This is a genomic window from Streptomyces sp. NPDC051018 (assembly GCF_044456085.1).
GTDB lineage: Bacteria > Actinomycetota > Actinomycetes > Streptomycetales > Streptomycetaceae > Streptomyces.
Genome location: NZ_JBITFN010000039.1, coordinates 1 through 23,133, shown reverse-complemented (window position 1 = coordinate 23,133; position 23,133 = coordinate 1). Strand labels below are relative to the sequence as shown.

General features: G+C 72.2%; 21 protein-coding genes. 11 read left to right on the top strand and 10 right to left on the bottom strand.

Features of this window, described 5'->3' with window-relative positions:
- Positions 1 to 35 precede the first annotated feature (35 nt).
- Entirely contained in the window at positions 36 to 1,163 is a 1,128-nt protein-coding gene (locus ACIBCM_RS34880; protein WP_399250415.1) for a histidine kinase, read from the top strand.
- 19 nt (positions 1,164 to 1,182) lie between these two features.
- Positions 1,183 to 1,857 (top strand): LuxR C-terminal-related transcriptional regulator, encoded by a 675-nt coding sequence (locus ACIBCM_RS34875; RefSeq protein WP_399250413.1) that lies wholly within the window; start codon positions 1,183 to 1,185, stop codon positions 1,855 to 1,857.
- 362 nt (positions 1,858 to 2,219) lie between these two features.
- Here the strand turns inward: ACIBCM_RS34875 and ACIBCM_RS34870 are convergent, their stop codons facing one another.
- A complete protein-coding gene (locus tag ACIBCM_RS34870; RefSeq protein WP_399250411.1) occupies positions 2,220 to 3,278 on the bottom strand; it encodes a biotin/lipoate A/B protein ligase family protein in 1,059 nt (352 codons plus the stop codon).
- A gap of 408 nt (positions 3,279 to 3,686) precedes the next feature.
- On the opposite strand from ACIBCM_RS34870, the gene ACIBCM_RS34865 reads away from it, so the two are divergent.
- From ACIBCM_RS34865 to ACIBCM_RS34835, 7 genes are all read left to right on the top strand, one after another.
- The gene (locus tag ACIBCM_RS34865) at positions 3,687 to 4,511 is read left to right on the top strand and encodes an inositol monophosphatase family protein (protein ID WP_399250409.1); all 825 of its coding nucleotides are present in this window, start codon (positions 3,687 to 3,689) and stop codon (positions 4,509 to 4,511) included.
- Between the two features lie 563 nt (positions 4,512 to 5,074).
- Entirely contained in the window at positions 5,075 to 6,493 is a 1,419-nt protein-coding gene (locus ACIBCM_RS34860; protein ID WP_399250407.1) for a phytoene desaturase family protein, read from the top strand.
- A 42-nt stretch (positions 6,494 to 6,535) separates the two neighbouring features.
- Positions 6,536 to 7,066 (top strand): O-acetyl-ADP-ribose deacetylase, encoded by a 531-nt coding sequence (locus ACIBCM_RS34855; protein ID WP_399250405.1) that lies wholly within the window; start codon positions 6,536 to 6,538, stop codon positions 7,064 to 7,066.
- A gap of 189 nt (positions 7,067 to 7,255) precedes the next feature.
- Positions 7,256 to 8,755, top strand: coding sequence for an AlkA N-terminal domain-containing protein (locus ACIBCM_RS34850; protein WP_399250403.1), 1,500 nt, complete (start codon positions 7,256 to 7,258; stop codon positions 8,753 to 8,755).
- On the top strand, positions 8,752 to 9,252 hold the full coding sequence (locus tag ACIBCM_RS34845; protein WP_399250401.1) for a methylated-DNA--[protein]-cysteine S-methyltransferase: 501 nt from the start codon (positions 8,752 to 8,754) through the stop codon (positions 9,250 to 9,252). The genes ACIBCM_RS34850 and ACIBCM_RS34845 overlap by 4 nt, the downstream gene beginning before the upstream one ends.
- 155 nt (positions 9,253 to 9,407) lie before the next feature.
- On the top strand, positions 9,408 to 9,995 hold the full coding sequence (locus ACIBCM_RS34840) for an RICIN domain-containing protein (protein WP_399250399.1): 588 nt from the start codon (positions 9,408 to 9,410) through the stop codon (positions 9,993 to 9,995).
- 96 nt (positions 9,996 to 10,091) lie between these two features.
- Positions 10,092 to 11,066 carry a helix-turn-helix domain-containing protein gene (locus tag ACIBCM_RS34835; RefSeq protein ID WP_399250397.1) on the top strand — a complete coding sequence of 325 codons (975 nt, stop codon included), beginning with the start codon at positions 10,092 to 10,094 and terminating at the stop codon, positions 11,064 to 11,066.
- 135 nt (positions 11,067 to 11,201) lie between these two features.
- On the opposite strand, the gene ACIBCM_RS34830 is transcribed toward ACIBCM_RS34835, so the two are convergent.
- The 4 genes from ACIBCM_RS34830 to ACIBCM_RS34815 form a co-directional block, all read right to left on the bottom strand.
- The gene (locus ACIBCM_RS34830) at positions 11,202 to 11,921 is read right to left on the bottom strand and encodes an SIR2 family NAD-dependent protein deacylase (protein WP_399250395.1); all 720 of its coding nucleotides are present in this window, start codon (positions 11,919 to 11,921) and stop codon (positions 11,202 to 11,204) included.
- An 88-nt stretch (positions 11,922 to 12,009) separates the two neighbouring features.
- Positions 12,010 to 12,588, bottom strand: a complete 579-nt coding sequence (locus ACIBCM_RS34825; protein ID WP_399250393.1) for a DUF6506 family protein — start codon at positions 12,586 to 12,588, stop codon at positions 12,010 to 12,012.
- Positions 12,589 to 12,703: 115 nt separating this feature from the next.
- A complete protein-coding gene (locus tag ACIBCM_RS34820) occupies positions 12,704 to 13,186 on the bottom strand; it encodes an NUDIX domain-containing protein (RefSeq protein ID WP_399250428.1) in 483 nt (160 codons plus the stop codon).
- A gap of 81 nt (positions 13,187 to 13,267) precedes the next feature.
- Positions 13,268 to 14,338, bottom strand: a complete 1,071-nt coding sequence (locus ACIBCM_RS34815) for an ADP-ribosylglycohydrolase family protein (protein ID WP_399250391.1) — start codon at positions 14,336 to 14,338, stop codon at positions 13,268 to 13,270.
- 115 nt (positions 14,339 to 14,453) lie between these two features.
- Between ACIBCM_RS34815 and ACIBCM_RS34810 the strand changes: the two genes are divergently transcribed.
- Together ACIBCM_RS34810 and ACIBCM_RS34805 are read left to right on the top strand one after the other, a co-directional pair.
- A complete protein-coding gene (locus ACIBCM_RS34810; protein ID WP_399250426.1) occupies positions 14,454 to 15,569 on the top strand; it encodes a glycerate kinase in 1,116 nt (371 codons plus the stop codon).
- Between the two features lie 289 nt (positions 15,570 to 15,858).
- Entirely contained in the window at positions 15,859 to 17,532 is a 1,674-nt protein-coding gene (locus ACIBCM_RS34805; protein WP_399250389.1) for a GNAT family N-acetyltransferase, read from the top strand.
- Between the two features lie 21 nt (positions 17,533 to 17,553).
- On the opposite strand, the gene ACIBCM_RS34800 is transcribed toward ACIBCM_RS34805, so the two are convergent.
- The 5 genes from ACIBCM_RS34800 to ACIBCM_RS34780 all read right to left on the bottom strand — a co-directional run bounded on the left by ACIBCM_RS34800 (position 17,554) and on the right by ACIBCM_RS34780 (position 23,033).
- On the bottom strand, positions 17,554 to 19,365 hold the full coding sequence (locus ACIBCM_RS34800) for an AMP-binding protein (RefSeq protein WP_399250424.1): 1,812 nt from the start codon (positions 19,363 to 19,365) through the stop codon (positions 17,554 to 17,556).
- A 280-nt stretch (positions 19,366 to 19,645) separates the two neighbouring features.
- Positions 19,646 to 20,500, bottom strand: a complete 855-nt coding sequence (pssA, locus tag ACIBCM_RS34795; protein WP_399250387.1) for a CDP-diacylglycerol--serine O-phosphatidyltransferase — start codon at positions 20,498 to 20,500, stop codon at positions 19,646 to 19,648.
- Positions 20,487 to 21,143, bottom strand: a complete 657-nt coding sequence (locus ACIBCM_RS34790) for a phosphatidylserine decarboxylase (protein ID WP_399250385.1) — start codon at positions 21,141 to 21,143, stop codon at positions 20,487 to 20,489. Before ACIBCM_RS34790 ends, pssA begins: the two co-directional genes overlap by 14 nt.
- 169 nt (positions 21,144 to 21,312) lie before the next feature.
- Complete coding sequence (locus tag ACIBCM_RS34785; RefSeq protein WP_399250383.1) at positions 21,313 to 22,518, bottom strand: acyl-CoA dehydrogenase family protein; 1,206 nt, start codon at positions 22,516 to 22,518, stop codon at positions 21,313 to 21,315.
- Between the two features lie 2 nt (positions 22,519 to 22,520).
- Entirely contained in the window at positions 22,521 to 23,033 is a 513-nt protein-coding gene (locus ACIBCM_RS34780) for a MaoC family dehydratase (protein WP_399250381.1), read from the bottom strand.
- Positions 23,034 to 23,133 lie beyond the last annotated feature (100 nt).

Genomic DNA, 23,133 nt, shown 5'->3' with positions numbered 1-23,133 from the left:
ATGATCTTCTACCACCGCGTCGCGAGGAGGTGCGCATGCGCAACCGGGTGTTCTCCGGCTCGGTCTATCTGCTGGGCACGCTGGCCACCGCCGTGGTCACGGTCCTCGCGCTGCCTGTGCTGCTCGCGCCCCCGGCGGCGCGGGGCTGGGCGGACCGGCACCGCAGGCGGGCCGCCCGGCTGCTGGGACTTCCGGGCGACGGGCGGTCGGCCGGGTGGCGCAATCTCGCCTGGGCGCTCACGCATATCGCCGTCGGGATCCCGCTCGGGCTGGCCGCCCTCATGTGCCTGGGCAACATCCTGGTCGCCGCGGTGGCGGTGTCCCTGTGGTGGGCGTTTCCCGACGGCGAGCGTCCCACCCTGTTCCCGTTCCTCGATGTCCGCGTGGACGATTGGGCGACCGCGCTGGTGGGGGGCGCCGTTCAGCTCGCCGTCCTCGGTGCGGCGGCCCGGTGGGTGCTGCCTCCGCTGGCACGGCTCCACGCCCGTCTGTGCCTGGCGGTGCTCGCGCCGTCGGCCCGCGAGCGGCTCACCGAGCGGGTCGACGTGCTGACCAGGAGCCGGGTCGGCGTGGTCGACGCCCACGGCGCGGAGCTCCAGCGGATCGAACGCGATCTGCACGACGGGACGCAGGCGCGCCTGGTGACCATCGCCATGCAGCTGGGCATCGCCAGGGAGTCGCTCACCGACGACCCGGAGGCGGTCGCGACGCTGCTCCGGCAGGCGCACGAGACGGCGGAGGAGGCGATGGCCGAACTCCGCACGGTGCTCCAGACGATCTACCCGCCGATCCTCGCCGACCGCGGGCTCGACGGGGCGCTGACGGCGCTGGCCGCCCGGTCGGGAGTGCCGGTCCGTTTCGAGCTCGACGACCTGGGCGGGCTCCCGGCGACCGTGGAGGCGGTCGCCTACTACGTGATCGCCGAGGCGCTGACGAACATCACCAAACACGCCTCGGCCACCCGGGCGGCCCTGAGCGTCCAGCGCCCCGGCGACGCGCTGTCCATCGAGGTCACCGACGACGGAGAGGGCGGCGCGGACGAGGCACGCGGCACCGGGATCACCGGGATACGCCGCCGGGTCGCCGCCCTGGACGGCACCGTCCGCCTCCACAGTCCACCGGGCGGCCCCACCACCCTCACCGTCCGGATACCGTGCTCATGACGATCGTTCAGGAGGTCCCGTGCGGGTCGTGATCGCCGAGGACAACGTCCTGCTGGCCGGTGGCCTGGAGGCGATGCTGGCGGCGAAGGGCTTCGAGGTCGCGGCTGTCGTCCCCGACGCCGAGGCCTTCCTCGGCGCCGTCGCCGAGCACCGCCCCGACATCGCCGTCGTCGACGTGCGGCTGCCGCCGTCGTTCCGCGACGAGGGGATCCACGCGGCGCTGCGGGCCCGCCGGGAGCACGGTGCGCTGCCGATCCTGGTGCTGTCGCAGTATGTGGAGCGCGATTACGCCGGCAAGCTGCTCTCCGACGGCCGCGGCGGCATCGGCTACCTCCTCAAGGACCGCATCGGCCGGGTGGCCGAGTTCGTCGACGCCCTGCACCGCGTCGCGGCCGGGGGCACCGCCATGGACCCCGAAGTGGTCGCCCAGCTCCTCGCCCGCCGGGGCGGCGACCCTCTCGACACCCTCACGGCCCGTGAACGGGAGTCGCTCGCCCTCATGGCGCAGGGCCACGACAACGCCACCATCGCCGAACGGATGCGGATCTCCGACAACGCCGTCCACAAGCACATCGGCAATATCTTCGCCAAGCTCGGCCTGGCACCGGACGACTCCGGCCACCGCCGCGTACGGGCGGTGCTCGCCTACCTGGACGGCACGCCCCGGCCACCGGAGCAAGGGAACCCGCGCTGATCGCCGGGCGAACCCGTACCACCGGCTCCGGCACGGGTCTCCGGGCACGGACAACACGCCCGGGGTCCGTACGTGCCCCCGAGCCACCGGCATCCCGAGGGAACCCGCGCTGATCGCCGGGCGAACCCGTACCACCGGCTCCGGCACGGGTCTCCGGGCACGGACAACACGCCCGGGGTCCGTACGTGCCCCCGAGCCACCGGCATCCCGTCGGACGACCCCACCGACGCGCTCCCGCTGCCGCTTCTGCGGGCGCGGCCCACGCGCAGCCGCGAGAAGGACCCGGCCCAGCGGGGACACGGTGTCCCGGAGGCCGGGGGCGGCCGGGCGACGTCCCATGGGCGGGACGGGCGTACGGCGGGTTACGGCACCCGCGCCGTCCACCGCTCCGTCGTGAACTTCGTCGCGGCCAGCTCCTGGGCCCGCGCCAGCTCCCGCTCCGTGATCTTCCCGTCGGACAGACCGTACCGGCCCCGGAACGAGTCGATCATCCGCTCGATGACGGCCTCGCGCGGCAGCCCGGTCTGCCTCCGCAGCGGATCCACCCGCTTCTTCGCGCTCTTGGTCCCCTTGTCGGAGAGCTTCTCCCGGCCGATGCGCAGGACGTCGAGCATCTTGTCCGCGTCGATGTCGTACGCCATCGTCACATGGTGCAGCACCGCGCCGCCGCCCTGCCCCACCACTCGCTTCTGTGCCGCGCCCGCGATCTTGCCGGCGTCCGTGGCGATGTCGTTGAGCGGCTGGTACCACGCCTTGACGCCCATACCGGCCAGCGCGCCGAGGACCCAGTCGTCGAGGTAGGCGTAACTGTCGGCGAAGGAGAGCCCGGAGACCAGGGCTTCGGGCACGGAGAGCGAGTACGTGATCGTATTGCCGGGCTCGATGAACATCGCCCCGCCGCCGCTGATCCGGCGCACCACCGTGATGCCGTGGCGCTCGGCGGCCTCGGGGTCGACCTCGTTGCGCAGGGACTGGAAACTCCCGATCACCACGGCGGGCGCGCCCCACTCCCACACGCGCAGCGTCGGCGGGCGCCGCCCGGCCGCGACCTCCGCGGTGACGACCTCGTCCAGCGCCATGTGCAGCGCGGGCGGCTGGGGCCCCTCGTGGACGAGCTGCCAGTCGTAGTCCGTCCAGTCGGTGGCGTGCGCCAGGGCACGGCGTACGGCGACGCCGATGCCCTCGGAGGTCAGACCGTACATCTGGGTGCCCGGCGGCAGGGCCGCGTCGATACGGGCGGCGAGCTGGGCGGCACCGGTCTCGGCCGGAGCCCCCTCCAGGGCGCCGTCGATCGCGAGGATCGCCTCGTCGGGCTCCAGGAAGAAGTCCCCGGCGACCCGGACGTTGCGCAGGAGGCCGTCTTGCGTGTCGAGATCGACCACCACGAGTTTTCCGCCCGGGACCTTGTACTCGCCGTGCATGCGTCCTCCGCAGTCGTGGGGCTCTGCCCGCAGGAATGTTCTCGTTCCGACTCGTACGTTACGCCGGACGGGCACCCGTCCTCCGGGCCGCACCGCGGACCCCGTGCGGAGGCGGTGCGACGGGCCGCGTGGCCGCTCGCCGATGGCTCCGGCGGCACCCCGCTCACGACAGGGCCGGCACCGCGACCCGGGTGGGACGCCCGTGGACGGCCACCCGGCGGAGGGACCGGCGGGCCGGGCGGGGGAGTGACGCACATCACCGCGGTGGGCGTCAAGGCCGGGATCAGCGGGTCCGTCCTGTCCTGCGGATGGCTCCGAACCGGCCGTCCGTACCGGGAACGGTGAACGAGAGGTAACGGGGCCACGGCCCGGCGCGGAACACCCCCACGGCCATGCTTAGCTGGACATATGATCGATGACTTTCTGTCCGGTGACCTGTCCGATGTCGAGGAGGCGATCCGCAAGGCGGCCGCCACCGAGATCATGCCCCGCTACCGTCAGCTCGCCGCGCACGAGATCGTCGAGAAGAGCGCCCCGCACGACCTGGTGACCACCGCCGACCGCCTGGCCGAGGAACACCTCACCGCCTCCCTGTCCGCACTGCTCCCCGGGTCCGTGGTCGTCGGTGAGGAAGCGGTCTACGCCGACCCCTCGCTGTACGGGGCACTGCACGGCGACGCGCCCGTATGGATCGTCGACCCGGTCGACGGCACCCGGCAGTTCGTCCGGGGGGAAGCGCGGTTCTGCACCCTGGTGGCGCTCGCCCAGCGCGGTGAACTGCTCGCCTCCTGGACCTTCGCCCCGGCGCTCGACGAACTGGCCGTCGCGGTACGGGGCGGGGGCGCGCACCTGGGCGGCGTACCGCTCGTGTCGGGCGCGCCCGAGCCCGGCGCGCCGCTTGAGGTGGCGACCTCCCACCCCGACTTCACCACGCCCGAGCAGAAGCGCGCCCTCCTCGGGCTGAACTCCGACGGCGTCCGCCCCCGCCCCTGCGGATCGGCGGGCCTGGAGTACCTCTCCATCGCCCGGGGCGAACTGGACGCGATCGCCTTCTCCTGGGAGAGCGCCTGGGACCACGCGGCGGGCCTGCTGCTGGTCACCGAGGCCGGTGGGGCTCATCTGACCGTCGCGGGCGAGCCCTTCCGCATCGGCGACGGCAACGCCCTCCCCTTCACGGCGGCGAGGGACGCGGCGACGGCGGAGCGCATCCGGGGCCTGCTGGCGGCGGGCTGAACCAGGAGGGGCGGAGAGCCGCGCCGGGTGCGCCCGCCGGGTACCCGGCGGGCGGTGTGCGCGCCCGCGAACCGGCCCCCACCCGGGGTAGGGTTCCCGGCCTTACGTCCCTGGTCCGCGGCTGACCCGTGGGCCCGTGTCACATGGTCCGTGACAGGCCGTACGCCCATGCCACCGGCCCCTGCCCGCGTCCTGCCCGCACCCGTCTCCGGCCGGCCTCGGGTGCGCGAGGCCCGTGCACGGAGGACCGGTCCGGGTCCGGTGTTCCGGTTCGTCCGTCCGCCGGCCCTCCGGTTCCGCCCTCCGGGTCCGGCCCTCCGGTTCGTCCGTCCGCCGGGTCCCGTCGGGTTACTCCGGATCGTGCCCGCCCCGCCCTGCCCGCCCTGTCCTCCGTATGTCCGTACGCGGCCTCCCTGCCCCTGTGCCGAGTGGGCGCATTCCCCGGGCCCGCCCCCGCGTCCGGGCCACGCCCGTATCACGCCCCCGCACGAACCCGGGGACCGGCCCGGGGCGGGCCGGAATATCCTGGGCCTCCGGACGTCGGCCGACGAAGGAGTCCCAAGGTGCCATCGATGCTCGACGCCGTCGTCGTGGGGGCCGGCCCCAATGGACTGACCGCCGCGGCGGAGCTGGCCCGCCGCGGCTTCTCCGTGGCCCTGTTCGAGGCGCTGGACACCGTCGGCGGGGGCGCGCGGACCGAGGAGCTGACCCTGCCGGGCTTCCGGCACGACCCCTGCTCCGCCGTGCACCCGCTCGGCATCGGCTCTCCCGCCTTCGCCTCGATGCCCCTGGAACGGCACGGCCTCGAGTGGCTGGCGACCGAGCCCGCGCTGGCGCACCCCTTCCCCGACGGCACCGCGGCCGTGCTCAGCCGGTCGGTGGGGGAGAGCGCGATGTCCCTGGGACCCGAGGACGCCGGCACCTACCGCCGTCTGGTCGCCCCCTACGCGGGCCACTGGGACAGCATCGCCGCCGACTTCCTGCGTACGCCGTGGGAGCGGCTGCCCCGTGACCCGTACCGCTTCGTACGGTTCGGGCTGACCGCGATCCAGCCCGCGACCTGGATCGCGCGCCGCTTCCGGGGCGAGAAGGCCCGGGGACTCTTCGCCGGACTCGCCGCCCACGCCATCGCGCCCACCTCCGGCATCGCCACCTCCGGTATCGCCCTGATCTTCGCGCTCGCCGCCCATGCGAACGGCTGGCCCGTCCCGCGCGGCGGATCGCAGTCGATCTCGGACGCCCTCGCCTCGTATCTGCGTGAGCAGGGCGGCACGATCCACACCGGAGTCGAGGTCAAGCGGCTCGACGAACTGCCCCCGGCCCGCGCGTACGTCTTCGACACCTCGCCGACCGCGCTGGCCAGGATCGCCGGGCTGGGCAGGGCGTACGACCGGTATCACTACGGCGCCTCCGTCTTCAAGATCGACTACGCGCTGTCGGGACCCGTCCCCTGGACCGCGCGTCAGGCCCGTACGGCCGGAACCGTCCATATCGGGCCCACCGCCGCCGAGATCGAGGCCGCGCTCGCCGCCGCCGTCACCGGGCGCGACCCGCAGACGCCCTTCCTCATCACCGCGCAGCCCAGCGTCGTCGATCCGTCCCGCGCCCCCGACGGCAAACACGTCTTCTGGGTGTACGGGCACGTCCCCGCCCGCTGGGAAGGAGACGCGACCGAGGTGATCGAGCGTCAGCTGGAGCGCTTCGCACCGGGGTTCCGCGATCTCGTCCTCGCCCGCGCGTTCGCCGGGCCGCCGGAGCTCGCCGACCGCAACGCGAACTACGTCGGCGGAGACATCGCCTGCGGGGCCTTCTCCGGACTCCAGACGATCCTGCGCCCCAAACTCGCCCGGGTGCCGTACGCCACCGCCCACCCCGCCGTGTTCCTCTGCTCCTCCGCGACCCCGCCCGGCCCGGGCGTCCACGGGATGTCCGGTCACCACGCGGCACGGGCCGTCTGGCGCCGGCTGCGCGCCGTCCGCTGAATCATGGTCTGAACACCGCCTGCCAGGTGGGAGGATGACGCCATGACGCAGCAGCCGTCCCTCGTTCTCGTACGCGGTGACATCACCGGGCAGCATGTCGACGCCATCGTCAACGCGGCCAACTCCTCCCTCCTCGGCGGCGGCGGTGTCGACGGGGCGATCCACCGTGTGGGCGGCCCCGAGATCCTCGCCGCCTGCCGCGAACTGCGGGCCTCGCGGTACGGCAAGGGTCTGCCGACCGGCCAGGCCGTCGCCACCACCGCGGGCCGGCTCGACGCGGACCATGTGATCCACACGGCGGGACCCGTCTGGTCCCGGGAGGAGGACCGCAGCGCCCTCCTCGCCTCGTGTTACCGGGAGTCACTGAGGGTGGCGGCGGAGCTGGGGGCCAAGTCGATCGCGTTCCCCGCGATCTCGACCGGTATCTACGGCTGGCCCATGGACGACGGGGCGCGGATCGCGGTGAGCACGGTCCGCAAAGAGGCGACCGCGCCCCTCACCGAAGTACGGTTCGTGCTGTTCGACGAGTACGCGTACGAGGAGTTCGCGGCGGCGCTCGCGGCCAGGGGCTGAGGCCCGGGCCGGGACCCGCGGCCTCCCGGGCGGCACCCCGGCACCTGCCCTCGCGCACGGTCCCGGGGCCGATCCCGGGGTACCGGTCCCGGTGGTGATCACCACCGTGAAACGGCCGGGCCCTGGCAGGCGGACGTCCATGTCGTTTTCTCGCGAGCTTCAGCCGGTCGTCTGCCCCATCCTTGAAGCATGCACACCGACACCGAGCGCTGCGTACGCGCCGTCCAGTCGAAGGACGCCCGATTCGACGGCTGGTTCTTCACTGCCGTGCTGACCACGGGCATCTACTGCCGCCCCAGCTGCCCTGCCGTACCGCCCAAGCCCGAGAACATGACCTTCCACCCGAGCGCCGCCGCCTGCCAGCAGGCAGGGTTCCGCGCCTGCAAGCGCTGCCGGCCCGACACCAGCCCCGGCTCGCCCGAGTGGAACGCCCGCGCCGACACCGTCGCCCGTGCCATGCGGCTGATCGGGGACGGTGTCGTCGACCGCGAGGGCGTCCCCGGCCTCGCCGCCCGTCTCGGCTACTCCACCCGGCAGGTCGAGCGACAGCTCCTCGCCGAACTGGGCGCCGGGCCGCTGGCGCTCGCCCGCGCCCAGCGTGCCCAGACCGCGCGCATCCTCATCGAGACCACCGGCCTCCCCATGGCCGAGGTCGCCTTCGCGGCCGGTTTCTCCTCCATCCGCACCTTCAACGACACCGTCCGCGAGGTCTTCGCCCTCACCCCCGGCGAACTGCGCGCCCGGTCCGCACGGCACGGCGCCGCCACCCCGGCCCCGGCCCCGGCCCCCGGGATGATCGCGCTGCGGCTGCCGTACCGCGCGCCCCTCAGCCCCAGCAACCTCTTCGGCCATCTCGCCGCGACCGCCGTACCCGGTGTGGAGGAGTGGCGGGACGGCGCGTACCGCCGCACCCTTCGCCTCCCGTACGGGCACGGCATTGCCGCCCTCACCCCGCACCCGGACCACATCGGATGCCGGCTCTCCCTCACCGACCCCCGCGATCTGACCATCGCGATCAGCCGCTGCCGCCGGCTGCTCGACCTCGACGCCGACCCCGTCGCCGTCGACGAGCGGCTCGGGGCCGATCCGCTGCTCCGGCCGCTGGTGGACAAGGAACCCGGCCGCCGAGTGCCGAGGACCGTCGACGCGGCGGAGTTCGCCGTACGGGCGGTGCTCGGGCAGCAGGTCTCGACGGCCGCCGCCCGCACCCACGCGGCCCGTCTGGTCACCGCCCACGGGGAGCGGGTCGAGGACCCCGGGGGCGGCCTCACGCATCTCTTCCCGTCGCCCGCGGCACTGGCCGCGCTCGACCCCGGGGCCCTCGCGCTCCCCCGCAGCCGCCGCACCACCCTCACCACGCTCGTCGCCGCGCTCGCCGGGGGGACACTGCGCCTCGGGGTCGACAGCGACTGGGACGAGGCCCGTGCCCGTCTGGGCGCCCTGCCGGGCTTCGGCCCCTGGACCGTCGAGGTCATCGCCATGCGCGCCCTCGGCGACCCCGACGCCTTCCTCCCGACCGACCTCGGCATGCGCCGCGCCGCGGCCGACGCCGGGCTTCCCGCGACACCCGCCGCACTCACCGCGCACGCGGCCGCCTGGCGGCCCTGGCGGGCGTACGCGGTCCAGTACCTCTGGGCCACCGGTGATCACCCCATCAACTACCTTCCCGCACCAGGAGCCGGATCATGATCAGGCAGCACACCGTCGTCGACAGCCCTTACGGCGCTCTGACGCTCGTCGCGACCGACGGAGCCCTGAGCGGCCTCTATATGACCGAACAGCGTCACCGGCCCGACGAGGAGACCTTCGGCGAAGCCGCCTCCGGCCCCTTCGGACCGGTGATCCGTCAGCTCGACGCGTACTTCGCCCGGGAGTTGACCGCGTTCGACCTGCCGCTGCGACTGGAGGGCACGGAGTTCCAGCGGAGCGTATGGGACCGGCTGCTGAGCATCCCGTACGGCGAGACCCGTACCTACGGCGACCTCGCGCACGAACTCGGCAAGCCGAACGCCTCCCGCGCCGTCGGCCTCGCCAACGGCAAGAACCCGGTCAGCATCATCGTGCCCTGCCACCGGGTGATCGGCTCCACGGGGAAGCTCGTGGGGTACGGAGGCGGACTGGGCCGCAAACAGCGGCTGCTGGCGTTCGAGTCGGGCGCGCCGGGCGAGGAGGCCGCCCTGTTCTGACCGCGTCCCTGCCCCGGCCGGAGGACTACCGCGGCGGTGGACGCACTGTGCACGGATCGTCGGGTCATCCCGCGTTCCCGGTCGACTCACGGGCCGCGCCCGACCGTAGGTTCACACACGCACATCGTTCATCGGCAATGAGATCGGGAGAGCCTATGAAGATCCGCAGAATCACCAGTGCCGTGACTTCAGCGGGGGCGGTCGTGGCCACGGCTGTGCTGGCCACCCCTCCGTCGAGTGCCGCCGTCGACGGGCAGGATGTGAGTGCCGCCGCCCCCTCGCGGGCGATCGGCTCGTCCGGGACGCAAGGCGTCTCCGCGCCCGATTCCAGGAGGGCAGTGGCCACCCGGCAGCTGCTGAACTACTTCAGCGGTCTGTGCGCGGGGGTGGGCAGCCAGACCGGCAACGGTGCCCCGGTGATCCAGTGGACCTGCAACAACTCGCTGGACGAGCTCTGGGAATTTGTCCCGACGACGGACAACAACGGCTACCGCGCTTACTTCCTGAAGAACCGGTACTCCGGGAAGTGTATGGGGGTGGGTTCCAGTCTCGCCAACGGGGCCCGGGTAATCCAGTACACCTGCAACGGCGCCGTCGACGAGAAGTGGTGGTGGGACCGGGGCGACCTGACGTACCGGAACGTCTACTCCGGCAAGTGTCTCGAAGTGCCGTCGACCACGACAGCCGGAGCCAGGGCGATCCAGTGGACCTGCAACGGCGGCCGTCACCAGCAGTGGCTCTGAGAACTCTTCCGAAGCCCCTGACGGGCGCGGGCCGTGGTCCTGCCGGCCGGGGCCGGAACCCGTCATGGCGGGGAGGAGGAGCCGATGTGGGCGCGGATGTCCACCCAGGACCTGCCCGAAGGGGAGAGGTCCGACTGGTACCACGAACTCATCGGCCGCTCGGTCGCTCCCACCCGGCTCGCCATCGAGAACCCGAACACCTTTCACGCCAGTGCCGGGACACTGGCACTCGGAGCCTGTGATGTGTCGTGCTTCAGCCACGGGGCCCTCCGGTCCTGGCGTACACCCGCACTGATCAGGCGCGGCGATCCGGGTCAGTACATCCTGGCCCTGATAACCGAGGGCTCCATGTGGATCTCCCAGCGCCGTAACGACGCCGAGATCGCCGCCGGCGAGGTGGTGGTCTTCGACACCTCGCAGCCCCACACCACGGGAACGGGAGCCGGGACACACGACACACGGCTGATCACGTTGCACCTGCTGCGGGAGGCGGTACCGCTACCCGGGGACAGGATCGACCGGCTGGTCGCACGATCCCTGCCGGCCCATGGGGGTATGGGAGTCTTCCTGAGCCGGTTCATGCGGACGCTGGCGACCCATGCCGCCGACTGCTCACCGCGGGAGAGGCGCCGGCTCGGGACTCTGGCGGTGGACTTGGCGTCCGGCTTCCTCGCCCATCATCTGGGGGCCCGGGACCGGCTTCCGGCCAGAACGCGCGCCCAACTGCTGATGCAGCGGATCGACGCCTTCATCGCCCACAACCTGCACGATCCCGCCCTCAGCCCCGGTGTCGTCGCCGCCCGCCACCACATCTCCCTGCGCACGCTGTACGCGGTCTTCGAACAGCGCGAGGAGAGCGTGGCCGCCTCCATCAGAAACCGCCGTCTGGAGCGCTGCCGCGCCGACCTCGCCCGTCCCGAACTGGCCGCCCGTCCCATCCATGTGATCGCCACGCGCTGGGGCTTCACCAATGTGACCGTCTTCGGCCGCGCGTTTCGCGACGCGTACGGCCTCACCCCCGGAGCCTTCCGCCACCGGGCCCTGCACGGGGCCTCCCACCGGGAGAACTGAGTGTCTTTCGGTCCGATGGGCAGAACCGTGCCCGAGGACGAACCTGCGGTCAGGGCGAACCCAGCCCGTCCGGCGGTCGAGGACGGACCCGGGCCACAGGGCTGGCCCGGCGGCGACGCGGGCCCGGGGCCCGGGTCAGGGAAGCTCGCGCAGCAGCCTCGGAAGCGCCGTACCGATCGGCTCGCGCACGACCTCGTCCGCGACCTCGTCGTACGGTGTCGCCTCAGCGTTCACGATGACCACCCGCGCACCACCCTCCGCAGCCATCCCTGTCAGCGACGCCGCAGGCTGCACCTGGAGACTCGTACCGACCGCGATGAAGACCTCGCTCGCCTTGGCCACGGTCATCGCCTGCGACAGGACGGCGGGATCGAGCCGCTCCCCGAACATGACCGTCGCGGACTTGAGGATCCCCCCGCACGCGAGGCACGGCGGATCATCCTCGCCCGCCTCCACACGGGTGAGCGCCTCCTCCATGGAGGAGCGCGCCTCGCACCGGGTGCAGACGACCGTACGGGCCGTGCCGTGGAGTTCGAGGACCTTGCGCTCGGGCATCCCGGCGAGCTGATGCAGTCCGTCGACGTTCTGGGTGATCACCCGGACGGCATAGCCGGGGCGCCGCTCCAGTTCCGCCACCGCGAGATGCGCCTCGTTCGGCCGCGCGGACCAGGCGGGACTGGAGCGCCGCATCAGCCAGGAGCGGCGGCGGATGTCCGGGTCGGCCATGTAGTAGTCGTAGGTGACGAGCTTCTCGGCCTCCGGATCGCGCTTCCACACCCCGTTCGGCCCCCGGTAGTCGGGAATGCCGGAGTCCGTGGAGACACCGGCGCCGCTGAGAATCGCGACGAGAGTCATACGGCGAGGGTATGCAGTCCCTTCCCCGGGCGGCGAACCGTTTTGTGTTTTCCCGGGCCCCGCCGGTGTCCCCGTCGGCCCGCGGCGATCAGGCCCCGTCCGGATGCGGGACCGTCGCATGCACCGCGACCCCAACCGGAACCCGCTCGTCCACGGCCCTGATCACCGCGGCCGCGTGCTCGGGCCGGAACCCTCCGTACAGCTCGATCAGGTCGATCCGGTCCGCGAGTGCGGCGGCGACCGCGGCTCCGTCCTCCGCGCGCGGTACCGCGACGAACAGCGAGCGCGAAGGCCCTTCCTGGAGCTCCAGCCGGTCCACCTCGGGGTCGGCGCCCTCCCGTACATGGATGAACAGCGCGGTCAGGGACTCGCCGTCCGTGGCGCGCTGCTTGTAGCGGGCGACGTCGAGGAGGGACTCGAAGCCGAAGACCACCGTGCCGACCCGGGCGCGGCCCTTCACCGCGGCCTCGACCTCCGGCACCCAGGTGAAACCCGTGGCGCCGCACAGCTCGATGGTGTCGACCCCCTGCTCGACCAGCTCACCCGCCAGTGCGGCCGCGGCGGCGGGCGAGGTCACCATCGCGATCACGGTCCCCGCCCCCTCGGGGCCGGTCCGCACGAGGTCCGCCGCGTCCGCCAGGAACAGCATGGCCTTGTCGCCGGGCATGATTGCCTCCATCGTCCGTTCGGTGACGCCTCGTACCCTCAGTACCGTTCAATTCCTTTCAGTACTCGGTCAACCGGCCTCCCCGGTGACTTGTTCCCGCCGACAAAAGCGGGTGTCAGCCGGCCGGGAGGCCGTCGACGAGCTCCACCGGACCCCGCCCGGCCTCCAGCGCGTCCAGCGCGGCCAGAACCCGGCTGCCGAGGGATCCCAGCAGCAGGCCCGGGACCTCGTTCCGCTCCACCAGCCGCCAGGACAGCAGTTCCTCCTCCTGGAGCCTGATCGACTTGAGCTGTGTCTCCGTCAGCACCCCTCCGTCGTACACATAGGCGACGATCGGCGGGCGCTGCGGACCGCGCACCCAGTCGACCGCCAGCAGCGCGCCCGGCTCCACATCGAGCCCGATCTCCTCCAGGGTCTCCCGCGCGGCGGCCTGACGGGGCGTCTCGCCCCCGTCCGACTCGATCGTGCCGCCCGGCAGGGCCCAGCCCTCCCGGTAGTTGGGCTCGACGAGGAGTACCCGGCCCCGGTCGTCGCGGAAGAGTGCGGCGGCGCCGGAGAGGACGCGGGGGAGGGTCGCGATGTACGCGGAATAGTCCATGGTCACGCCGGAAGCCTAGACGTCGGGCGCCGGGGCGCCGGGGGTGTCGCGGGCGGAGCGGCCCGGCGGAACGGAGCCGGTTCAGCGGCCGTCCGCCAACTGGACCGTACGTGCCGCCAGTTCACTGATCCGCGCCCCGTCGAATCCGAACACCGCACTGCGCACCCGGTCCTCCAGGGGCGCGGTCCATCGCGCGGGGATCGCGGAGGCACCGCACAGCACACCCGCCACCGAGCCCGCCGTCGCCCCGTTGGAGTCGGTGTCCAGGCCGCCGCGTACCGTCAGCGCGATCGTGCGGGTGAAGTCGCCCGAGCCGTACAGCAATCCCGCGGTGATGACGGCGGCGTTGGGGACGGTGTGGATCCAGCCGAGGCCCCGGGTGCCGACCTCCAGCTCCGTGAGCGTGTCGGCCCACGAGGTGCCCGACTCGTGGAGCGCGGCGGTGTGGCGGACCGTCCGCGCCAGCCGGCTGCCCGCGGGCACCTGGGCGAGGCCCGCCTCGATCGCCTCGCGCGGCCCGCTCGCGGTGAACGCGGCGGCGATCACGGCCGCGGCCCACATCGCTCCGTACACACCGTTCCCCTGGTGGGAGAGGGCCGCGTCCCGGCGGGCGAGTGCCGCGGCGCGGGCCGGGTCGCCGGGGGAGGTCCAGCCGAAGACGTCCGCGCGGATGAGGGCGCCGATCCACTCCTGGTAGGGATTGTCGTACGAGGCGGTCAGCGGCGGCTTGAGCCCGTTGGCGAGATTGCGGTAGGCGACCCGTTCGGCGGTGAACGTCTGGAGGTACGGCAGCCGGTTCAGCCACAACTCGCCCACTTGCCCGGTCGTGAACGCGAAGCCGTGCCTCTCCAGCAGATGCAGACCGAGGATCGCGTAGTCCACGTCGTCGTCGCGGCAACTGCCGTGGATCCGGCCGCGTACACACTCCCGCCACTCCGGGCGCAGATCGAACTCACCCGGTTCGGCGTCGGCCGGGGGAGCGGGAAGGTAGTCGGTGAGCGGCAGAGCGTCCGTACGGCGCAGATAGCGGTCGATGCGCTCGCGTGTCCAGTACTCGCCGCGCTCCACGGGTTTGCCGAGCATGTTTCCCGCGATTCTGCCCAGCCAGCCACCGAGGATCCGGTTGGTCAGCTCCGTGTGGTGAAGGCCCATATGTCTGGTCTACCCCGGAGACGGGTGGCACGTGCAGCAACCGGGCGGATAGGGTCGGAACGGCACGACTGCCCGTTCGAATGCAAAGGGATACAAGGTGACGGACGGATCGGTGATCCGGCCCGCGCGGGTTCTCGTGGCGGCCGACAAGTTCAAGGGCTCGCTCACCGCGGTGGAGGTCGCCGAGCGGGTCACGGCCGGGCTCAAGCGGGTGGTGCCCACTCTGGAGGTGGCGGCCCTGCCCGTCGCGGACGGCGGCGACGGTACGGTCGCGGCGGCGGTGGCCGCGGGCTTCGACCGCCGGGAGGTACGGGTGACCGGGCCGCTCGGGGAGCCGGTGACCGCGGTGTACGCCCTGCGGGACGGCACGGCGGTCGTGGAGATGGCGGAGGCGTCCGGGCTCCAACTGCTGCCGGAGGGCGTCTTCGCGCCCCTGACCGCCACGACCCACGGCTCCGGGGAACTCCTGCGTGCCGCGCTGGACGCGGGCGCCCGGACGATCGTCTTCGGTGTCGGCGGCAGCGCGACGACCGACGGCGGAGCGGGCATGCTCACCGCGCTCGGCGCGCGTTTCCTCGACGCCGAGGGTGGACCCGTGGGGCCCGGCGGCGGGGGTCTGCGCGACCTGGCGGCCGCGGATCTGTCCGGGCTCGACCCGCGCCTGCGGGACGTCGATCTGGTGCTCGCCGGCGATGTCGACAATCCGCTGACGGGTCCCCGGGGGGCGGCGGCGATGTACGGCCCGCAGAAGGGGGCCTCGCCGTCCGACGTGGCCGCGCTCGACGCGGCCCTCGCGCACTATGCGTCCGTCCTCGGCGCCGAAGCCGCGGAGGCGCCCGGGGCGGGCGCGGCGGGCGGGGTCGGGTACGGAGCGCTGGTGGCCCTCGGCGCGCGGTTCCGCCCGGGGATCGAGGTCATGCTCGACGTCCTCGGGTTCGCCGAGGCGCTGTCCCGGGCGACCCTGGTGATCACCGGGGAGGGCTCCCTCGACGAGCAGACTCTCCACGGCAAGGCTCCGGCGGGAGTCGCAGCGGCGGCCCGTGCGCGGGGCGCCGACGTCGTCGCGGTCTGCGGGCGGCTCCTGCTCGCACCCGCGGCGCTGGGGCGGGCGGGGATCCGCCGCGCGTATCCCCTCCTGGAGGTGGAGCCGGACCCCGCGAAGTGCATGGCGATGGCGGGTGAGCTGCTGGAACGGGTCGCGTCGGACATCGCGCGCGACTTCGTCCTCTGAGCGGGGGGTTCGCTGACCGGGCTGACGCCGCTCGGGCCCGGCCCCTTGTCTGCGCGCCCCATCTCCCAGCCTGTCCGGCGCGCCACCGCCTAGCCTGTCCGGCGTTTGAGGACGGAGGGTGCGCCATCTCCCAGCCTGTCCGGCGTTTGAGGACGGACCTCGGCCGGGTGGACCCGCACCTGCTGAGGAACCCCAGCCTCAGGGACCCCGCGCCCGCAGGACCACGCGCGGGAGCAACCCCACCCGCTGAGGAAGCCCCGCGCAAGCCGCACACGTTAGCCTCACCCCCGTGTGGATACGGGACGCGCAACCCCACGAGGCCGACGCCATCACCCGTCTCGTCCTGCGGTCGAAGGCCCACTGGGGCTACGGACCGGCGTTCATGGAGGCGTGCCGGGATCAGCTGACCGTCTCGCCCGACCAGATCACACCCCGCCGTATCGTCGTCGCGGAGGACGAGGACGCCCGCCTCACCGGGATGGCCTCCCTGGAGGGAGAGCCCCCGGACGGTGTGCTCGGACTGCTGTTCGTCGAGCCGGAGAGGATCCGCCGGGGCATCGGGCGGACCCTGTACGCGCATGTCACCGACCGGGCCCGCACGCTCGGCTTCCGGCGGCTGCGTATCGAGTCGGACCCGCACGCGGAGGCTTTCTACCGCGCTCTGGGTGCCCGGCCTTGCGGAGCCGGACCCGGTGATATGCCCCGGCTGGACGTCGACATCCCGCCCCGCGCCGACTGGGCCCAGGCGTGGACCGGCGGCCGGAGGGCGGTCCACCTCGGCAACGCCGGGGAGTTCCAGGCCCAGTTCGGTGGTACGACACACGAGTCCCGGAGCGCGGCGGCCCACTACTCCGCCCTCGCCGCGTTCGCGAGCCCGCATCCCGCCGCGCTGGTGCTCCCCCGCTCCGTACCCCGCCAGTGGATCGAACTGGTCGGGCGTCAGCTCGGCTGGGCCCGGGTCGAGGTGTACGACGGGCTCACCGAGGAGGAACTGCTGGCGCGCCCGGCCCTGGTCGCACGGCTGCGCGCCCTGGAACTGCCCATCGTCCCGTGGGGGCACACGGCGGCCACCGGTGAACTGACCGGCGCCCCGCTGCCGCCCGGCGCCCTCGCGTACGAGTCCAAACGCGCCGCCCACACCCTGTTCCGCACCCTGGCCACCGCGCACCCCGCGATCCTCGTGCCCGAGCGGTGGACGCCCGCCACCCGCCGGGCCGCGGCCCGGCTGATCACCGCGCGGGCCCGCTCCGGCGCGGGCACCGTCGTCAAGACCGAGCATGGCGCGGGCGGCTCCGGCACCCGGGTGGCCACCGGCCGTGTGCGGGCCCGTGAACTGCCCCGAGGGCCCCTGCTGCTGGAGGAGCACATCGTCGGGGACGGCGGCCAGCCGACGTACGACGGTCTCGTGGACGCCCGGGGCGAGGTCCATGACGTCGGCGTGGCGGCGATGGAGGTCGAGGACACCGTCTACCGGGGCGCCACCGTCGGCCCCGGAGCCGTACCGGACACGCTGAACCGGCCCGCGCTGCGGTTCGGGCACGCCGTCGGCCGGGAGCTGGCCGCGGCCGGATACCGCGGCTGGTACGACGTCGACTTCGTGACCGGGCCCGGCGGGCGGCTCGCCCCGACGGAGACCAATCTGCGCCTGACCGGACCGTCCGCCGCGTTCATGGTGAAGCTGCGGCTCGACGAGATCCACGGCGGCGACCACCTCGTACGGTCCCTGGACCGGGTCCCCCTGGGCGCCCGCCTGCCCGACGGAGAGCTGGCCGCTTTCCTCACCGCTCTGACGGACAAGTGCGCCGGGATCGACGCGGTGCTCGTACCGTCGATCCCGACCGCCGCCCGCGCGTCCGACCCCTGTCTCGGGGTGATTCTGGCGGCCCGTACGGCCGCCCGGCTGGACGCCGCCGACGCCCTGGTGCGCACCTCCTGCCGGGCCCTCGCCGACCTCTTCCGGTGATCACTCCTCCAGGGACGACGATCACTCCCGCAGGGACCCCGGCCCGCGTCCGGATGCGTCCCGGGGCAGGCGCACCGCCCACACCGCGACGATCCCCGCCGCGATCATCAGCGGCACATTGAAGACGTAGACCAGGGCGGCCTGGCGCTCCCAGTCCTGTTTGGCCGCCAGCCGGTACAGATTGTCCTGGGGCCACCAGGAGGCCAGGAGATAGACGATCGCGAGATGGGCCGCCGTGGTCAGCGCCCGGGAGCCGCCCCGCTCCAGCATCGGCCGCCAACCGGCGATCAGGAATCCCGCACCCGCGCCGAAGGCCAGGCCCTCGGCGACGTACAGCCCGCGGAAGAACCAGGCCCAGGGGTTCGGCACGATCGACAGATCCGTCGAACCGGGCCACAGAAGATCCGTGAACGTGAACGACACGACCACCGCCACGAACGCCACCACGCCCCCGGCGGCCTGGGCGCCCGACGGATCGGACCCGCCCCCGCCCCCGCCGCCCTTGCCGGACGCGGCGCCGCTCCGCGCCCGCCCCGGCGGGCGCACCAGCGCGCTCCGGTCCACCTTGCCCACCCGGTCGCGCGGGAGCGCGGACACCGTGACGACGGTCCCCGGGACGTCCGCGCGGGGCACGGTACGCGCCAGATGGGTCCGTACGCTCTTCTCGCCCGGCCTGCTCCCGGGTTCGGGGACGACATAGGCGATGAGCCGCCCGCCGCCCGCGGCGACGACGCTCTCACGGACACCGGGGTGGGTGGCCAGCTCGGCCTCGACGCGGTAGGTGTCGACGGTCCGCCCGTCCACCTTGACCCGGTCGGCCATCCTGCCGCGGAACTCCAGGGGGCCCTCGCCGGCCCGTCGCCCCAGGTCCCCGGTGGCCACGGCGTCGCCGCCGTCCGGCGGGGTCAGCCAGATCTGCCCCTTGCGGATGCGCACCCCGCAGCCGGGGAACGGCTGTCCGAGATACACATGACGCTCGGGGTCCGTCACCGGGCCCGGCAGCTGTCCTGTCTCGAACCAGGTGCCGCAGCCGGCGACCTCGGCCGGGCCGTACACACCGATCAGCCGGGCGCCCGGCCGGAGCAGCCGTTCGAGCCGTACGTGCTCGTCGAGCCGGAGCCGCTCCCCGCCGACCGCGAGCAGCCGCAGCGCGGCGGGCCGGTCCTTGCCGGTGAGGAGCGTGCCCGCGGTCAGCGGGTCGGTGTCGGCCACCGTGTACGTCTCGCCGGACGCCAGCACCACCGTGGCGCCCGAGCAGAGCGCGCGCAGACAGCCCAGGGCGAAGGCGGCCGTGTCGGGCGGGGCCGTCACCAGTACCCGGTCGTCCGGGGTGAGCCGGTAGACCTCCGACCAGCCCTCGTACGCGGCCAGCAGGCGCCGGTGCGAGACGGGAACGGCCCTGGGCGGCCCGGTGGTGCCCGCGGTGAACAGCACGGCGGCCCGGTTGCCCGCGGGCGCGTCGAGCGGGTCGTCCGGGTGGGCGTCCAGGGCCGCCGCGTCCCCGTCCAGCAGGACGAGCGGCCGGTTTCCGCGGCCTTCGACACGGCCGAGATGGAGGCTGTGGCTGATCACGGCGCGAGCGTCGGCGATGCCCCGGGGCTCCCGTCCGTCCGGCGCGGCGATCGAGTACGCCCCGCCCGCCTTGAGCACGCCCAGCACGGCGACCAGGACATCCGGTGTGCGAAGGGTGCGTATCGCGACGAGTCCGCCCGGCGGGAGGCCGGCGGACCCGGTGAGATGGCGGGCCAGCCGGTTGGCCCGTGCGTCGAGCTGACCGTAGCTCAGCCGGACGCGGTCGGTGATCACGGCGGTACGGTCCGGCCCGTTCCGCACCCTGTCCTCGAACAGCTGATGAAGCGTTCCCCCTGACACGAACGCCGATGATCCCAGACGTCATGGGACCTGACGAGGGGCCGCGTCCCCGCCGACGGGCGGGGAGAGCACCGGAAGATCCGCTTCCGTCTTCCGCGTCCGTCCCGGCTCTCGGCGCGGTGGGAGGGCCCCGGAGGTCCGGATCAGGGCCCGGATACGACGAAAGCCGGGACGATCAGGGCCCGGATACGACGAGGGCCCGGGCGCTTTCCGCGGCCCGGGCCCTCGTCCACACATACCGTCAGGGCAGCTGAGCCGCCCGCGCCTCCCGGCGATTGTCACGGAAGGTGTTCACTCTGCGGGCCGTCGCGAAGAGCGGGATCACCGCGCCCAGCACCACCTGGAGCGCGCAGCCGGTCTGGAGCAGCAGCTGACCGCCCGGGGCGTCGAACGCCCATGCCGCCAGCAGCCCCATCGCGGAGACGATCCAGCCGAGCATCGCCACGGCGAGAACGCCCCGCGGCTTGGGGTACTCGACCCGGCTCACCATCAGCCAGGCCGTACCGACGATCGCCAGCAGGGTCGGGATGAACGGCAGCTCCAGCAGCACGATCGAGACGACCGTCAGCGCGCCGAAGGGGCTCGGCATGCCCTGGAACATGCCGTCCTTCATGGTCACGCACGAGAATCTCGCGAGCCGCAGCACCACCGCCAGCAGTACCGCGATCGCCGCGACCGCCGAGACGTTCTGATGCGCGTCGTCCGCGACCATGCCGTAGACGAGCACGAAGTACGCCGGGGCGAGCCCGAAGCTGATCAGGTCCGAGAGGTTGTCCAGCTCCGCGCCCATCGGCGAGCTGCGCAGCCTGCGCGCCACGAGCCCGTCGCAGAGGTCGAAGATCGCCGCGAGCAGCATCAGGATCACGGCGGTGGCGGCGCTGTGCCGCGCCATGCCGGTCTCCTGGCTGCCCGTGAGGTGCGGGATGAGGATTCCGGTGGTGGTGAAGTACACCGCCATGAATCCACAGGTCGCGTTACCGAGAGTGAGGGTGTCCGCTATCGACAGACGGAGCGAAAGGGGCATCTCCTCCGCTTCGTCCTCGTTGTCCGCCTCGGCGACCCAGCCGGCCTGTGTATCAGGATCAATCACGGTCAATGCGAGTCACCCCCGCGGTCGTGGTCTGCCCGACCTCGACCGCGACCTCGACATCTTCCGGGAGGTAGATGTCGACGCGCGATCCGAAGCGGATCAGACCGATGCGGTCGCCCTGCTCGACCTTCGTACCCTCGGGGATGTACGGGACGATGCGCCGGGCGACGGCGCCCGCGATCTGCACCATCTCGATGTCGCCCAGCTCGGTGTCGAAGTGCCAGACAACGCGCTCGTTGTTCTCGCTCTCCTTGTTGAACGCCGGCACGAAGCCACCGGGGATGTGCTCCACGGAGGTCACGGTGCCCGCCAGCGGCGCCCGGTTGACATGTACGTTCAGCGGACTCATGAAGATCGCGACGCGGGTGCGACCGTCCTTCCACGGCATGATGCTCTGCACCACGCCGTCGGCGGGCGAGATCACCCTGCCGGGGGCGATCTCGCGCTCGGGGTCGCGGAAGAACCACAGCATGCCCGCCGCGAGCGCGGTGGCGGGCACGGCGATGACCGCGGCTCGCCGGGAACGGCGCGCGCGAGCCAGGCTGACGGCTGCGGTGGCGACGGTCGGCAGAAGCCACGGCGATGCTCCGCGAGCAAGGCGTCCCTTGGGGAAGCCGTCGCGTGGTGCAGAGGTTTGGCTGTGGGGCATGGATGACCTTCGTAGCGGATGATGCCGCGCTGGCAACGGGGACGGCGGCTCTTCCGGCGATGCTAGCGTCTGCGGGCGGCAACTGGGAAAGCCAGAAGCCGAGTCGGCGGCCGGAAGGCGATAACAGGGTGTGATCTTCTTCGCGGCCGAACCGACTCAAACGCGACAATCAACCCTGGAAACGGTACTCCTCCAGCAGCCGTCGACCGATGATCATTTTCTGGATCTCGGCGGTGCCTTCACCGATCAGCAACATCGGGGCCTCACGGTAGAGGCGCTCGATCTCGTACTCCTTGGAGAAGCCGTATCCGCCGTGGATACGGAAAGCGTCCTCGACGACCTCCTTGCAGTACTCGGAGGCGAGATATTTCGCCATCCCGGCCTCCAGGTCGTTTCGCTCCCCGGAGTCCTTTTTGCGTGCCGCGTTGACCATCATGGCATGGGCGGCCTCGACCTTGGTAGCCATCTCGGCCAGCTTGAACTGGATGGCCTGATGTCCGGCGATCGCCCGGCCGAAGGTGTGCCGCTGCTGGGCGTAGGAGACGCCCAGCTCGAAGGCCCGCTGTGCGACCCCGCAGCCGCGCGCGGCCACATTGACCCGGCCGACCTCGACGCCGTCCATCATCTGGTAAAAACCCCGGCCCGTCGTGCCGCCGAGCACCCGGTCGGCCGGAATCCGCAGTCCGTCCATGATGAGCTCGGTGGTGTCCACACCCTTGTAGCCCATCTTGTCGATCTTCCCCGGGATGGTGAGACCGGGACGCACCTCGCCGAAGCCGGGCTCCTTCTCGACCAGGAAGGTCGTCATCGACCGGTGCGGGGGCGCGCCCTCGGCGTGTCCTTCGTCACTGCGCACCAGAACGGCGACCAGTGAGGACGTGCCGCCGTTCGTCAGCCACATCTTCTGGCCGTTGAGGACGTACTCGTCACCGTCCCGCACGGCCTTCGAGGTGATGGCCGACACATCGGAGCCGAGGCCCGGCTCCGACATGGAGAACGCGCCCCGCACCTCGCCCAGCGCCATCCGGGGCAGGAAGGTGTCCTTCTGCTCCTGGGTGCCGTGCTGCTTGATCATGTACGCCACGATGAAGTGCGTATTGATGATGCCCGAGACCGACATCCAGCCCCGGGCGATCTCCTCGACGCACAGTGCGTAGGTGAGCAGCGACTCGCCGAGACCCCCGTACTCCTCCGGGATCATCAGCCCGAACAGCCCGAGCTCCTTGAGGCCCTCGACGATCTGCGTCGGGTACTCGTCGCGGTGCTCCAGCTCGGTGGCGACCGGAAGGATCTCCTTGTCGACAAAATCGCGGACCGTCGACAGGATCTCCTGCTGGACGTCCGTCAGCCCGTGGGTCTGGGCGAGGCGCGCCATCGCTACTTCACCTGCTCCTTCAGTTCGGGCCTGCCGGGCTGCTCGCCGCCCCGGGCCTTGATGTACGTCTCGGTCGGGACCATGACCTTGCGGCGGAAGACGCAGACGAGGGTGCCGTCCTGCTTGTACCCCTTGGTCTCGACATGGACGATCCCCCGGTCGCTCTTGGAGCGGGAGGGGGTTTTGGCGAGAACGGTGGTCTCACCGTAAATGGTGTCGCCGTGGAAAGTGGGCGCGACGTGCCTGAGCGATTCGATCTCCAGATTGGCGATGGCCTTGCCGGAGACATCGGGGACGGACATGCCGAGAAGGAGGGAGTAGATGTAGTTCCCGACCACGACGTTCTTTCCGAAGTCCGTGGTGTTCTCGGCGTAGTGGGTGTCCATGTGGAGGGGGTGGTGGTTCATGGTGAGGAGGCAGAAGAGGTGGTCGTCGTATTCCGTGACCGTCTTCCCCGGCCAGTGCTTGTAGACGGCACCGACTTTGAATTCCTCATAGGTGCGGCCGAACTGCATGGCTTATGCCTCCGGGGGGTGGAATGTGCTGGTGCGGGTCATGCCGGCGGCGCGGCCTTTGCCGGAGATGACGAGGGCCATTTTGCGGGAGGCTTCGTCG

Bases quoted from the DNA above. Each gene is read 5' to 3' on its own strand.
- ACIBCM_RS34835 (WP_399250397.1), top strand. From the start codon at position 10,092: ATGTCCACCCAGGACCTGCCCGAAGGGGAGAGGTCCGACTGGTACCAC.
- ACIBCM_RS34855 (WP_399250405.1), top strand. From the start codon at position 6,536: ATGACGCAGCAGCCGTCCCTCGTTCTCGTACGCGGTGACATCACCGGG.
- ACIBCM_RS34830 (WP_399250395.1), bottom strand. From the start codon at position 11,921: ATGACTCTCGTCGCGATTCTCAGCGGCGCCGGTGTCTCCACGGACTCC.
- ACIBCM_RS34785 (WP_399250383.1), bottom strand. From the start codon at position 22,518: ATGGCGCGCCTCGCCCAGACCCACGGGCTGACGGACGTCCAGCAGGAG.
- ACIBCM_RS34845 (WP_399250401.1), top strand. From the start codon at position 8,752: ATGATCAGGCAGCACACCGTCGTCGACAGCCCTTACGGCGCTCTGACG.
- ACIBCM_RS34840 (WP_399250399.1), top strand. From the start codon at position 9,408: ATGAAGATCCGCAGAATCACCAGTGCCGTGACTTCAGCGGGGGCGGTC.
- ACIBCM_RS34815 (WP_399250391.1), bottom strand. From the start codon at position 14,338: ATGGGCCTTCACCACACGGAGCTGACCAACCGGATCCTCGGTGGCTGG.
- ACIBCM_RS34850 (WP_399250403.1), top strand. From the start codon at position 7,256: ATGCACACCGACACCGAGCGCTGCGTACGCGCCGTCCAGTCGAAGGAC.
- ACIBCM_RS34870 (WP_399250411.1), bottom strand. From the start codon at position 3,278: ATGCACGGCGAGTACAAGGTCCCGGGCGGAAAACTCGTGGTGGTCGAT.
- ACIBCM_RS34825 (WP_399250393.1), bottom strand. From the start codon at position 12,588: ATGCCCGGCGACAAGGCCATGCTGTTCCTGGCGGACGCGGCGGACCTC.
- ACIBCM_RS34820 (WP_399250428.1), bottom strand. From the start codon at position 13,186: ATGGACTATTCCGCGTACATCGCGACCCTCCCCCGCGTCCTCTCCGGC.
- ACIBCM_RS34865 (WP_399250409.1), top strand. From the start codon at position 3,687: ATGATCGATGACTTTCTGTCCGGTGACCTGTCCGATGTCGAGGAGGCG.
- ACIBCM_RS34780 (WP_399250381.1), bottom strand. From the start codon at position 23,033: ATGCAGTTCGGCCGCACCTATGAGGAATTCAAAGTCGGTGCCGTCTAC.
- ACIBCM_RS34880 (WP_399250415.1), top strand. From the start codon at position 36: ATGCGCAACCGGGTGTTCTCCGGCTCGGTCTATCTGCTGGGCACGCTG.
- ACIBCM_RS34790 (WP_399250385.1), bottom strand. From the start codon at position 21,143: ATGCCCCACAGCCAAACCTCTGCACCACGCGACGGCTTCCCCAAGGGA.